We start from the raw sequence: 13,067 nt of genomic DNA on the forward strand, positions 1-13,067 counted from the left end.
GAGCAGAAGAAGGGGTTGAGTGACGTCACGTGGCTTGATCGAACCTAGACGAGAAGACAACATGAAAAAAATAGAAGGACATATAAAAAGCTTTTCTGAAGAACTTATAGATCTTTAGTGGATAACCTTCTGTGGATAACTACCGATAGCCCTTTGTTCACACTGGTTACAGAGAATCATAACCTTGTCGGTAAGCCGTGCCCTCGCTGTGCTGATGAGGCGCAAAACCTGTGGATCGAATAGACTGTTACCCACAGATGAGTTATCAACAGGCTTGTTGTCAGGGTTGTGCATAGCTCTCAAAGCTGGTTATCCACAGAGCTTATTCACAGCGCAGAAAGGGTATCTAGGGAGTTTTTTGACCGATTTGGCACTGCGCAAGTCGATGCCACATGTGGATAAGTGGTCTACCTCCCGGTACAATGGCGGTTTGTTTTTGCCTCATCCGGCTTTCAACTCAGGGGATATCCGTGTCAGTGGAACTTTGGCAGCAGTGCGTGGAGCTTCTGCGCGATGAACTGCCTGCCCAGCAATTCAACACCTGGATCCGTCCGCTACAGGTCGAAGCCGAAGGCGACGAGTTGCGCGTCTATGCGCCCAACCGTTTCGTTCTCGATTGGGTCAACGAAAAGTACCTGGGTCGTCTGCTCGAGCTGTTGGGCGAGCGTGGCAACGGCATTGCGCCTGCCCTTTCCTTATTAATAGGCAGCCGTCGCAGTTCAGCTCCGCGTGCCGCTCCCAATGCGCCTGTCAGTGCTGCGGTCGCTGCGTCGATGGCCCAACAGACTCAAGTCCAGCAGGCAGCACAGGTCGTGCAACCGAGCGAGCCGGTCGTTGAGCCTGCACTCGAGCTGGCCCCTGCGCTCGAGATCGAAGAACCGTCTTCGCGCGACAGTTTCGATGCCATGGGCGAGCCGGCTTCTGCGCCAGCTACCACTCGCACCGAGCAACGCACGGTTCAGGTCGAGGGGGCGCTCAAGCACACCAGCTATCTCAACCGTACCTTTACCTTCGAAACCTTCGTCGAAGGTAAGTCCAACCAGTTGGCTCGCGCCGCAGCCTGGCAGGTTGCCGACAACCCCAAGCATGGTTACAACCCACTGTTCCTTTATGGTGGGGTGGGCTTGGGTAAGACCCACCTGATGCATGCTGTGGGTAACCACCTGCTGAAGAAGAACCCGAATGCCAAGGTGGTCTACCTGCATTCCGAGCGTTTCGTCGCCGACATGGTCAAGGCGCTGCAGCTCAATGCAATCAACGAGTTCAAGCGCTTCTATCGTTCGGTCGACGCTCTGCTGATTGACGATATCCAGTTCTTCGCGCGAAAGGAGCGTTCCCAGGAGGAGTTTTTCCACACCTTCAACGCCCTGCTAGAGGGTGGTCAGCAGGTCATTCTCACCAGCGACCGTTACCCGAAGGAAATCGAAGGGCTGGAAGAGCGTCTGAAGTCGCGCTTCGGTTGGGGCCTGACGGTTGCCGTAGAGCCCCCGGAGCTCGAAACCCGTGTGGCGATCCTCATGAAGAAGGCCGACCAGGCGAAGGTGGAGTTGCCCCACGATGCGGCATTCTTCATCGCCCAGCGTATCCGCTCCAACGTGCGTGAGCTGGAGGGGGCCCTGAAACGAGTGATTGCCCATTCCCACTTCATGGGACGGGATATCACCATCGAGCTGATTCGTGAGTCCCTCAAAGATTTGCTGGCGCTGCAAGACAAGCTCGTGAGTGTGGATAACATTCAGCGCACTGTGGCCGAGTACTACAAGATCAAGATCGCCGATCTGTTGTCCAAGCGGCGTTCGCGCTCGGTCGCACGTCCACGCCAGGTTGCCATGGCGTTGTCCAAGGAGCTGACCAACCACAGTCTGCCGGAAATCGGCGATATGTTTGGCGGTCGCGACCATACCACCGTGCTGCACGCCTGCCGCAAGATCAACGAATTGAAAGAATCCGATGCGGACATCCGCGAGGACTACAAGAACCTGCTGCGTACGCTGACGACCTGATGACCGTCGGTGCAGCTAATTGAAGGCAAGGGACTAGACCATGCATTTCACCATTCAACGCGAAGCCCTGTTGAAACCCCTGCAACTGGTCGCAGGCGTCGTCGAGCGCCGCCAGACCTTGCCGGTCCTGTCCAATGTGCTGTTGGTCGTGCAAGGCCAGCAACTGTCGTTGACCGGTACCGACCTGGAAGTCGAGCTGGTTGGCCGTGTACAACTGGAAGAGCCGGCCGAGCCGGGCGAGATCACTGTCCCGGCGCGTAAGCTGATGGACATCTGCAAGAGCCTGCCGAGCGATGTCCTGATCGACATCAAGGTCGATGAGCAGAAGCTATTGGTCAAGGCTGGTCGCAGCCGTTTCACCCTGTCGACGCTGCCGGCCAATGACTTCCCGACCGTCGAGGAAGGCCCTGGCTCGCTGACCTGCAACCTGGAGCAAAGCAAGCTGCGTCGCCTGATCGAACGCACCAGCTTCGCCATGGCCCAACAGGACGTGCGTTACTACCTCAACGGCATGCTGCTGGAAGTTTCCACTGATACCCTGCGTGCTGTTGCTACCGACGGTCACCGTCTAGCGCTGTGCTCCATGCACGCCGCCATTGGCCAAGCCGAGCGCCACCAGGTCATCGTGCCACGCAAAGGTATCCTCGAACTGGCACGTCTACTGACTGAGCCGGAAGGTATGGTCAGCATCGTTCTGGGCCAGCATCACATTCGTGCGACCACCGGCGAGTTCACCTTCACCTCCAAACTGGTGGACGGCAAGTTCCCCGACTACGAGCGTGTACTGCCAAAAGGCGGTGACAAACTGGTGATCGGTGATCGCCAGGCTCTGCGTGAGGCCTTCAGCCGTACCGCGATCCTCTCCAACGAGAAGTACCGTGGGATCCGTTTGCAGCTGGCTTCCGGCCAGTTGAAGATTCAGGCAAACAACCCCGAGCAGGAAGAGGCCGAAGAAGAGATCAGCGTCGATTACAGCGGTAGCTCGCTGGAGATCGGTTTCAACGTGAGCTACTTGCTGGATGTGCTGGGCGTTATGACCACCGAGCAGGTTCGTCTGATCTTGTCCGACTCCAACAGCAGCGCCCTGCTTCAGGAAGCCGGCAATGATGACTCTTCCTACGTCGTCATGCCGATGCGTCTGTAACCTGTAGCAGGCCAAATGTCACTTCGACGTATCATGGTCACCGCGGTGCGCAACTTGCACCCGGTGACTCTCTCCCCCTCCCCCCGCATCAACATCCTTTACGGCGCCAATGGCAGCGGCAAGACCAGCGTGTTGGAAGCAGTCCATCTGTTGGGGCTCGCCCGCTCCTTTCGCAGCACGCGTCTGAATCCGGTTATCCAATACGAGCAGCCAACCTGCACGGTGTTCGGTGAGGTTCAGCTCGTTGAGGGCGGGACCAGCAACCTCGGTATATCGCGAGACCGCCAGGGGGATTTCACTATCCGGATTGATGGACAGAATGCTCGCAGCACAGCCCAGTTGGCCGAGCTGTTGCCGCTGCAACTGATCAACCCGGACAGCTTCCGGCTGCTCGAAGGCGCTCCCAAGGTGCGTCGGCAGTTTCTGGATTGGGGAGTGTTCCACGTGGAACCTCGATTCATGACTGCTTGGCAGCGCCTGCAGAAGGCGCTGAGGCAGCGGAACTCATGGTTGCGTCATGGTACACTTGACGCTGCTTCGCAAGCCGCCTGGGACCGGGAGTTATGCCTGGCCAGTGCGGAGATAGATGAATACCGTCGCAATTACATCAAGGCCTTGAAGCCTGTCTTCGAGCGAACCCTGAGCGAACTGGTTGAGCTGGACGGGTTAACCCTGAGCTACTACCGAGGCTGGGACAAGGACCGGGAACTCAACGAAGTACTCGCCTCTTCTCTTCTTCGCGATCAGCAAATCGGGCACACCCAGGCGGGTCCGCAGCGTGCTGATTTGCGTCTTCGATTGGGCGCAAACAATGCCGCCGACATTTTGTCCCGAGGTCAGCAGAAACTTGTGGTCTGTGCCTTGCGGATTGCCCAGGGCCACCTCGTCAGTCAGGCACGCCGCGGTCACTGTATTTATCTCGTGGATGACTTGCCGTCCGAATTGGATGAGCAGCATCGTCTCGCGCTTTGTCGCTTGCTTGAAGAATTACACTGCCAGGTTTTTATCACCTGTGTAGATCACGAATTACTGAGGGAAGGCTGGCAGACGGAAACGCCAGTTGCCTTGTTCCACGTGGAACAAGGCCGTATCACCCAGACCCACGACCATCGGGAGTGAAGGCATGAGCGAAAATCAAACGTACGACTCCTCCAGCATCAAGGTGCTGAAAGGGCTGGATGCCGTGCGCAAACGCCCCGGCATGTACATTGGCGACACCGATGATGGCAGCGGCCTGCACCACATGGTCTTCGAGGTGGTCGACAACTCGATCGACGAAGCCCTAGCGGGGCATTGCGACGACATCACGGTCATCATTCACCCGGACGAATCCATCAGTGTTCGCGACAACGGTCGCGGCATTCCTGTCGATGTGCACAAAGAAGAAGGTGTATCGGCGGCGGAGGTCATCATGACCGTCCTCCACGCGGGCGGTAAGTTCGACGACAACTCCTATAAGGTTTCTGGCGGTCTGCACGGCGTAGGGGTTTCAGTTGTAAACGCCCTGTCCGAAAAGCTGGTACTGACCGTTCGCCGTAGCGGCAAGATCTGGGAGCAGACTTACGTTCACGGTGTTCCACAAGCCCCGATGGCAGTGGTCGGTGAGAGCGAAACTACCGGTACCCACATCCACTTCAAGCCTTCGGCGGAAACCTTCAAGAACATCCACTTCAGTTGGGACATCCTCGCCAAGCGTATTCGCGAGCTGTCGTTCCTGAACTCGGGCGTCGGTATCCTGCTCAAGGATGAACGCAGCGGCAAGGAAGAGTTCTTCAAGTACGAAGGTGGCCTGCGCGCGTTCGTTGAATACCTGAACACCAACAAGACCCCGGTCAACTCCCAGGTGTTCCACTTCAATGTTCAGCGTGACGATGGCGTCGGTGTCGAAGTCGCCCTGCAGTGGAACGACAGCTTCAACGAGAACCTGCTGTGCTTCACCAACAACATTCCGCAGCGTGACGGTGGTACCCACCTGGTTGGCTTCCGCTCCTCGCTCACCCGTAGCCTGAACAACTACATCGAGCAGGAAGGTCTGGCCAAGAAGAACAAGGTCGCGACCACCGGCGATGATGCCCGTGAGGGCCTGACCGCGATCATCTCGGTCAAGGTGCCGGATCCGAAGTTCAGCTCGCAGACCAAAGACAAGTTGGTTTCCTCGGAGGTGAAGACCGCCGTGGAACAAGAGATGAACAAGTATTTCGCCGACTTCCTGTTGGAAAACCCCAACGAAGCCAAGGCGGTTGTCGGCAAGATGATCGATGCTGCCCGTGCCCGTGAAGCGGCGCGCAAGGCGCGTGAGATGACTCGTCGTAAAGGTGCGCTGGACATCGCTGGCCTGCCGGGCAAACTTGCCGACTGCCAGGAAAAAGACCCTGCCCTATCCGAACTGTACCTGGTGGAGGGTGACTCCGCGGGTGGCTCGGCCAAACAAGGCCGTAACCGTCGCACCCAGGCGATCCTGCCGCTCAAGGGCAAGATCCTCAACGTCGAGAAAGCGCGTTTCGACAAGATGATCTCGTCCCAGGAAGTGGGCACACTGATCACCGCCCTGGGCTGTGGCATCGGCCGTGAAGAGTACAACATCGACAAACTGCGTTATCACAACATCATCATCATGACCGATGCTGACGTTGACGGTTCGCACATTCGTACCCTGCTGTTGACGTTCTTCTTCCGCCAACTGCCGGAACTGGTCGAGCGCGGCTACATCTATATTGCCCAGCCGCCGCTGTACAAGGTGAAGAAAGGCAAGCAGGAGCAGTACATCAAGGACGACGACGCCATGGAAGAGTACATGACGCAGTCGGCCCTGGAAGATGCCAGCCTGCATCTGGACGAATCGGCTCCGGCGGTTTCTGGCGTTCAGCTTGAAAGCCTGGTGAACGAATTCCGTTCCGTGATGAAAACGCTCAAGCGTCTGTCGCGTCTGTATCCGGAAGAACTCACCGAGCACTTCATCTACCTGCCTGAAGTCACCCTGGAGCAATTGGCCAACCAGGCCGCCATGCAAGGTTGGCTGGGCAAACTCCAAGAGCGCCTGAGCAACAGCCAGAAGTCTGGACTCACTTACCAGACCAGCCTGCGTGAAGACAAGGAACGCAACCTCTGGCTGCCGGAAGTGGAAATCACCTCCCATGGCCTGGCCAGCTACGTCACCTTCAACCGCGACTTCTTCGGCAGCAACGATTACCGCACGGTAGTCGCCATCGGCGCCAAGCTCAGCACCCTGTTGGGCGAAGGTGCCTATGTGCAACGTGGCGAGCGTCGCAAGGCGGTCACGGAGTTCAAAGAAGCCCTGGACTGGCTGATGAACGAAACCACCAAGCGTCACACCATCCAGCGATACAAAGGTCTGGGTGAGATGAACCCGGATCAGCTGTGGGAAACCACCATGGACCCAACTGTGCGCCGGATGCTGAAGGTGACCATCGAAGATGCGATCGCTGCCGACCAGCTGTTCAACACCTTGATGGGTGATGCAGTCGAGCCGCGCCGTGACTTCATCGAAAGCAATGCCCTGTCGGTGTCCAACCTGGACTTCTGATCAGGTGTAGGTTCACAGAAAAGCTGCACGCTTTCACAAATAGATGACCGGCCGGGCTTCAACCATGGCCCCTGTCGGTCACCATCAAGCCCGCCTTCGCGGGCTTTTTTTTGCCTGGAATTCCTGCCGGGGCGCCCTACTCCGCTCATTGGAAAATGATGCAGATGGGGGGATTTGAGGAAGTGATTTGATGGGGCGCTGGAAGTGCTGAGAGGGTCGGCGGGCGGATCTGAGCAGCAGAGAGATTGAGAGGACTTTAAAACTAATATTTGAACACCTTAATAGTTAATTAAGCGTACGTGTTAAGTATTAATTTGAACAATTTAGTATGGAAATGGAATTTGGTGGAAGTTGCCATTTTGGATTTTTTGTAGATTTCGAAGGGATGTTGGAATAAGATCTATGACCAACTTTTCCGCTTTGCACTGAAGATTTTCAGCCAAATCAGCTGTTTGAAGCGAGAGCTTCAGACCTGATCCAAATTGCTCCAGCGATCACGAAGTGGCCGTTTAGAAATAAAGAGAGCAAGCCGATTGCTTTAGATTCTGATCAGTCATGAGAGTCATGACCAATGAGAGAAAAGGAGACCTGAAAATGTAGAAAAACGCGATCAATCCCGAGAGGACTGACCGCGCTTAGCGAAGCAGACTTGCGTCCTCAGAACCCGCAATGTCTGCTTTTTCGAAGCGACTGTCAATCCTCTCCCATTTTTTCGACCTTAGCGAGGTTACTCGACGGCACAGTGTTGCCTGTCGAAAGGCCTCACTTCGCCCGCCCTGCGCCTTGATTTTTTGGCGCAGCGTCGGCGCTCGTTTCGAGATTTTCGGAGGTGTTTCATGACAGTACGAAAGGTGGTCACGCGGCGGTCCAACCATTACCGCGGCTACTTCCCATCGCTCAAAAATAAAAAGCCTGTGCCCTGGGAGTCCCAGCTCGAAGGCGCTCTTTTTCGGCTTCTTGAGCTGTCTCCTGCGGTCATCGGCTACGTCCCGCAGCCCAGTGAGGAACGTGTTCCATCGCTCCAGGGCTACTTCAAATATTACCCAGACGTACAGGTTTTCCTCGCGGATGGGCGCGAGTGGTGGTTTGAAGTGAAGCCTCACGATCGACTGAAGATTGCCAGCGTCAGGCAGCGACTGGATGCCGCTGAGCGCTACTTCAACGCCACTGCCCGTAACTTTTCGGTGATCACTGAAAAGTTAATTGAAGCTGAACCCCTGGCTACCAATCTTAGAAGGCTGATGTATCACCGGCGCGGTCCAGAGCTTTCGCATCAGGCGTTGGAGGAGGTAATGGCGACCTTCAACGAATGGCCGCCTATGACCGTTGCAGATCTGCTCTACGTGGTTGGTGAGGGGAAAGCCTGGCGCTTGTTAGGCCTTGGGGTGGTGGGCATTGACCTTGATAGGTCAATTGACACTGACTCCCCGGTCTTCCTGCAAGGGGGGCACCGTCATGCAAACCTTTTCCCTTAGGGTGAAATTGGTCGTCATCGTTCGTGGCGTACTGATGGTGCTTGAGAAGAGGCTTATTGACCGGAAGCTGCTCTTTTTCGATGAGCTTGGTGAGCCCACGAAGCTATCCGAGAAGGAGTTCTATGAGGCCTACGAGAAGCGCGAGATCGAGATCTCCGCTGATCAGCCATACCTTGGGAGGGTTCCGTATGTGCGGAACGTCCCTCCAGATATTTCATGCTTCCCCAAAAAACATGGAGATGAGGCATTGCGTCGACGCAAGTATCTGGACGACCTAACTAAGCGCGGTAAATACAAGCTACCGGGTGACGAAGACATGATCAAGAAGCTTAGAGATATCGCCAAAAAGATTGGGGATGCGTGCGCACCCTCGGTTTCCACTATTCGACGTTGGGCAGCCAAATACATTGGCCAGAACGTAGTAAAGCTTATCCCTCAGCATGCCAAAAAGGGTCGGGCTGCCGCGATACAGGGAGAGCTCGAAGTTATTCTTGAAGGGGTGATTAATAAAACCTACCTGCAGGATACGATTCCAGCGGTCAGCGTGGTCGTTTCAGAATTCGAGGATCAGATAAAAGAGAGGAACAAAAGTCGTTTGCCTTCGGATCAGCTCAAGATCCCAAGCGGAATGACTGTCCGAAGGTACATCGCCAAGCTGGATCCGTACCTTGTGGATAAGGAGAGGCTCGGAAAACACGCAGCAGACAAGAAGCACCGTGTTGCGGCGGGTGTCCTACGTGTCCATGAGATTTTGGAACGTTGGGAAATTGATCACACCTTGTTGGACGTCCAGCTTGTGGATGAAACCTCGGGGCTGTGCATTGGGCGCCCCTATCTGACGATCGTCCTCGACCGCTTCTCTCGAATGGTGATGGGATATTTGCTCCACCTGTCGGCGCCAAATACGGAAACCGTGCTTCGTGTGATCGAACGCTCAATCCGTCCAAAAGCCGAATTGCTGAAGCGCTTTCCGAAAGTGAGAAATGAATGGTGGGCACGTGGGCTGCCGGCTCGAATAGTCCCAGACAACGCAGCGGAATTTCACGCGGGCGATCTCATCATGGGATTCAACGAGTTGGGTATCGAGATCATGTATCCCGCTTCAAGGGCCCCTCAAAGGAAAGGTGCCGTCGAACGCTTTTTCAGCACACAGAACCTGGGGCTTATCCACAACCTCCCGGGTACCACCTTCTCGAATATCCAGCAGCGTGGCGATTACGACTCGGAGAAGAATGCATGTTTCACGCTCCCTCAATTGGAGGCGGTGGTAGTGAAATGGATCGTCGATGGTTACCACCAGACTCCTCATCGGGGGCTGGACAACAGAACACCGGCTCAAGTCTGGGGGACTAGCGAGGCGAACCATGTCATCAGCCTTCCCGTCGACCTGGACTCGTTGGAGTGCATTCTGGCCAAGCGGGCCTCGGTGAAGGTTCACCATTACGGCATCGAGGTTGCCAAAGTGGGCTACCACTCTACGGAACTTGCTGAGCTCCGTATGCGTTTGGCAGACGGAGAAAAGGTAAACGTCCGCTATCGAGACGAAGCCGGGCACGTTTGGGTTCACGACCGCTTCAGAAACTTGTTCTTCAAAGTGCCCGCCAAAGATGAGCGAATGGCCGGTAAGAGCAGGGAGGTGTGGAAGGCTGCCGAGAAAGCGCTGCGAGAAAAATATAATGAGCAGCCTAGCTTCGAGGCTACGCACAGGTGCTACCAGGAAATTATGGAAGATGCAGACGAGGCCCGCCGTTCGCAGACGCTCAGAAAACGACGCGCAGCTGCCATAGCGAAAATCGACAAGGAGGGTCGAGTGACCGAAAGCACGCCTCCACCCAAGGTACTCGCTGAAGTGGAATGGACCGGTGACTCTATTCCTAACATTCCGCCAGCAGCCTTCAAGGTCTCGGTTCGTCGCCCTGCTGGGAGTTCTAAGCCATGAACGCCATCAATCTGTACGAATGCTACGAGCATGGTGAATACAGCTTTACGCTCCGCGATCGTTTTATTCACAGCCCTCAAGTCGAGCGAGCGTTGACGCGACTAGGCGATATCCACGGCGATAGTCGGCGTACCAGAGCAAGTAAAGGGTTGCTGATCCAAGGTCCAAGCGGAGTGGGCAAGAGCACATTGGTCAAGGAGTACATTCGGTCATTGGAGGAATTGGAGAGCCATGACCCACAGAAGCGGACAGTTCTGTTCGTCGAGATGCCTTCGTCTCCAACCAAAAAGAACCTGGCAGCAGCCATTTTGGCAGAGCTGAAGGATCCCTTCGCAGAGGCACGAGGACATTCGGCAGAGGTTAAATTTGCGCGAGTAGTCCTGCTGCTGAAGAACCTTGGCGTGGAGATGTTGGTCCTCGATGAGGCGCAGCACCTGGTCGATTATCGTCGTAATGGTGCGTATGAGGCAGCAGACTGGATCAAGAGTCTGATGAATGAAACCAGTATCGCGTTTGTTCTGATTGGGCTGAAGCGCACCGAAAATCTCCTGCTAGCAAACGAGCAACTGCGACGCAGGTTTTCGGCCACGGTGGCATACGATCGCTTCACCTTCTCCGCTAATACGTCTCTTCATTTCGTGATGTTGTTGCAGGCAATCGAGGGCGAACTGCCTGTTCAAACCATCAGTTTTGTAGAGCCAGCGATGATTAAACGCTTCTACCTGGCTTCCTATGGATTGATCGACTACCTCATCAAGATTGTGGACAGGGCTGTTTGGCTGGTTCAAGTCCAGGACCTTGTCGGGATTGAACTTCCTGTGCTGGCCCAGGCTTTTGAAGACGAGGTTTGGAGCTACGCCACCGAGGATCGAAACCCCTTCAGTGCGAGCTTCAATTTCCAGCCTCTGTTCGGGAAGCGGGAGCCGTTTGAGACGTTCGAAGAGAGCAGTACCTGACGGCCAAGGGCCGGGCTTATCGGCCCGGCTCTACTCCCCTGATTTTTATGTCTTCGATTTCATGGATGTGTAGGAATGTTTGGTCTTTTAATCAACCCACGACCACACCAAGACGAAAGTCTTTTGGGGTACCTGCAGCGCCTGGCGAAAGCCAACGGATTACCCAGAAAGGAACTGCTCACCGCCTTTGCACGAGCCGACGAGACCGATGTTGCGGACTGGCTGCAGATGATGGAAGGACCACTGAGCTGGCCTGCGGTATCTGCTGAGTTTCGTGATCCAAGGCCCAAGGGGGTCAAGTTATGGACGACTCATCACGCTCGTTACTGTCCGATCTGTTTGGGCGAAGCCGGTTATTGGAGAGAAAGCTGGGGCTTGACCCTGGTTACGACGTGTTCTGTCCACGGCACTGAACTCCACGGGCGGTGCCCCAACTGTCTGAAGGAAACCGATCCAAGCGCAATGAGTGCGAATAGTTGCCAAGCGTGTGGCACCTCATTGAGTGGGACCAATTTTGAGATCGCGCCGGCGAGTGATACGGCCGCCTGGCTCACCTCTGGCTTTGAAGATAGGTTTTACGCCGACTCGTTGCCAGCTGACGCGGGATTGGCGGCCCTCACCTACGAACAGTTTCACGAGTTGTCATCGCGTCTCGCTGTCAGAAGTTTGCCTACGGAAAGAACCCAGCCGCTGAAGGTTGCTGATTCGGGTTCGCTAGAGATATCGCGGCTTATGGCAAACGCGGCGGGCGTGGTTCTCATGAACTGGCCTCTCGCATTCAGAGAACTGCTGAGTGGCCTCAAGGCAGTCCATTCCGATAACGAACATTGGACGCTCAGCAGATCGTTCGGCCCGATATACCACGACATCCACCGTGATCTGGATGACTCTTGTTTTGACTTTCTTCGTCGAGAGTTCGAATCATTTCTGCAGCATGCGTGGGAAGCACCGTTAGCGAAGCGAAATCGCAATTTGAGTGAGGAGACGATTGAGAGACATCGTTGGGTGTCGTTCGATTCTGCTGCTGAAGCTTGTGGTCTCGGGGTATCAGTCATAAAACGCCTTCATCAGGAGGGACAAATCGCCTATCGGGAGAAGGTCCATGAAGATCGAGTCTTTACGGTCGTGGACCTGGATCATTTGAAGGCAATCTCGCAGCATCTCCAGGGCGTGGCTGATATGAAAGAAACCTCGACTTTGCTAAGCCTCTGTCGCAATCGGGTTAGGCAGCTGCTAGCTGGTGGTACCCTCCAGTTCTTTGGTGGAGAACCGCGCCCAGGCGAAAGGTGGCTGATTGACTGCCGCTCGATCAACGAATTGATTGATGAGAAGCTGCCTACCAGCTCTGACCAGAGCCTGGTGTCGATCAACTACTTGGCCAAGCATTCTCTGCCCAAGGGGGGTGGGTTGGTCGAGTTGGTTCAGGCAATACGTGCAGGTGAACTTCGCGCTTACGGCCCAGCTGAGAATGGCTCGGTTGCGGTAGGGGCGTGGTTACTCAAGCCGCAAGATTTTGCAGCGTGGCAACAAGCCCGAGCTGAGAACAAGAGTCCGGTCTTTCCCGGCCTGTCGGTAGTCAAGGCTGCTGCGCTGTTAGGCGTCAAAGAACAATGCGCATACGCGTTCGTTCGACTGGGTCTGCTATGGAGCACTGCTGTCGAACGAGGCCGGCGTACGCAATTGATGGTTAAGCCTCAAGCCATCGACAGATTCAGGCGTGGCTATATCTTGGGACCGGAGATTGCGGTGTATTTGGGGAAGTCGACCAGGGAGGCGTTCAAGCACCTTTGGGAGGCCAGGTTTCGCCCCGTTGCGGGGCCATCCATTCCAAACGCGGCTTGCCGGCAGTACGTTTGGGTAAGAAGCAAAAAGCTGATCGATTACCTCGCAAGTGAAGCCGCCCAGATCGACGATCCTGAAGCCATCACGTTTTTATCCACACCGATCGCTCAGCCTCGTGATTGCCGATTCAGGCATGTGGGATCAAGATAGTTAGCACGCTTTCT

General features: G+C 55.4%; 8 protein-coding genes. All 8 read left to right on the plus strand.

Annotated features, from left to right (window positions below):
- Positions 1-470 precede the first annotated feature (470 nt).
- The 8 genes from dnaA to IEC33019_RS00365 all read left to right on the plus strand — a co-directional run bounded on the left by dnaA (position 471) and on the right by IEC33019_RS00365 (position 13,053).
- The gene (dnaA, locus tag IEC33019_RS00330; RefSeq protein ID WP_070091298.1) at positions 471-2,003 is read left to right on the plus strand and encodes a chromosomal replication initiator protein DnaA; all 1,533 of its coding nucleotides are present in this window, start codon (positions 471-473) and stop codon (positions 2,001-2,003) included.
- A gap of 40 nt (positions 2,004-2,043) precedes the next feature.
- Positions 2,044-3,147, plus strand: a complete 1,104-nt coding sequence (gene dnaN / locus IEC33019_RS00335) for a DNA polymerase III subunit beta (protein ID WP_070091299.1) — start codon at positions 2,044-2,046, stop codon at positions 3,145-3,147.
- A gap of 15 nt (positions 3,148-3,162) precedes the next feature.
- Positions 3,163-4,266, plus strand: a complete 1,104-nt coding sequence (recF, locus tag IEC33019_RS00340) for a DNA replication/repair protein RecF (RefSeq protein WP_043214211.1) — start codon at positions 3,163-3,165, stop codon at positions 4,264-4,266.
- Between the two features lie 4 nt (positions 4,267-4,270).
- Positions 4,271-6,691: a DNA topoisomerase (ATP-hydrolyzing) subunit B gene (gene gyrB, locus IEC33019_RS00345; protein WP_070091300.1), complete on the plus strand. Its 2,421-nt coding sequence runs from the start codon at positions 4,271-4,273 to the stop codon at positions 6,689-6,691.
- Positions 6,692-7,527: 836 nt separating this feature from the next.
- Positions 7,528-8,166: a TnsA endonuclease N-terminal domain-containing protein gene (locus IEC33019_RS00350; protein ID WP_011953077.1), complete on the plus strand. Its 639-nt coding sequence runs from the start codon at positions 7,528-7,530 to the stop codon at positions 8,164-8,166.
- Positions 8,147-10,105, plus strand: coding sequence for a DDE-type integrase/transposase/recombinase (locus tag IEC33019_RS00355; RefSeq protein WP_011953078.1), 1,959 nt, complete (start codon positions 8,147-8,149; stop codon positions 10,103-10,105). Before IEC33019_RS00350 ends, IEC33019_RS00355 begins: the two co-directional genes overlap by 20 nt.
- Positions 10,102-11,061, plus strand: a complete 960-nt coding sequence (locus IEC33019_RS00360) for a TniB family NTP-binding protein (protein ID WP_010951429.1) — start codon at positions 10,102-10,104, stop codon at positions 11,059-11,061. Before IEC33019_RS00355 ends, IEC33019_RS00360 begins: the two co-directional genes overlap by 4 nt.
- Before the next feature lie 75 nt (positions 11,062-11,136).
- On the plus strand, positions 11,137-13,053 hold the full coding sequence (locus tag IEC33019_RS00365) for a TniQ family protein (RefSeq protein WP_010951430.1): 1,917 nt from the start codon (positions 11,137-11,139) through the stop codon (positions 13,051-13,053).
- Positions 13,054-13,067: the final 14 nt, after the last annotated feature.

The organism is Pseudomonas putida, from assembly GCF_002741075.1.
Taxonomy (GTDB): domain Bacteria; phylum Pseudomonadota; class Gammaproteobacteria; order Pseudomonadales; family Pseudomonadaceae; genus Aquipseudomonas; species Aquipseudomonas putida_T.

What these genes read in the sequence shown, in the direction of transcription:
- dnaN (WP_070091299.1), top strand. Translation starts at nt 2,044, where the DNA reads ATGCATTTCACCATTCAACGCGAAGCCCTGTTGAAACCCCTGCAACTG.
- recF (WP_043214211.1), top strand. Translation starts at nt 3,163, where the DNA reads ATGTCACTTCGACGTATCATGGTCACCGCGGTGCGCAACTTGCACCCG.
- gyrB (WP_070091300.1), top strand. Translation starts at nt 4,271, where the DNA reads ATGAGCGAAAATCAAACGTACGACTCCTCCAGCATCAAGGTGCTGAAA.
- IEC33019_RS00350 (WP_011953077.1), top strand. Translation starts at nt 7,528, where the DNA reads ATGACAGTACGAAAGGTGGTCACGCGGCGGTCCAACCATTACCGCGGC.
- IEC33019_RS00355 (WP_011953078.1), top strand. Translation starts at nt 8,147, where the DNA reads ATGCAAACCTTTTCCCTTAGGGTGAAATTGGTCGTCATCGTTCGTGGC.
- IEC33019_RS00360 (WP_010951429.1), top strand. Translation starts at nt 10,102, where the DNA reads ATGAACGCCATCAATCTGTACGAATGCTACGAGCATGGTGAATACAGC.
- IEC33019_RS00365 (WP_010951430.1), top strand. Translation starts at nt 11,137, where the DNA reads ATGTTTGGTCTTTTAATCAACCCACGACCACACCAAGACGAAAGTCTT.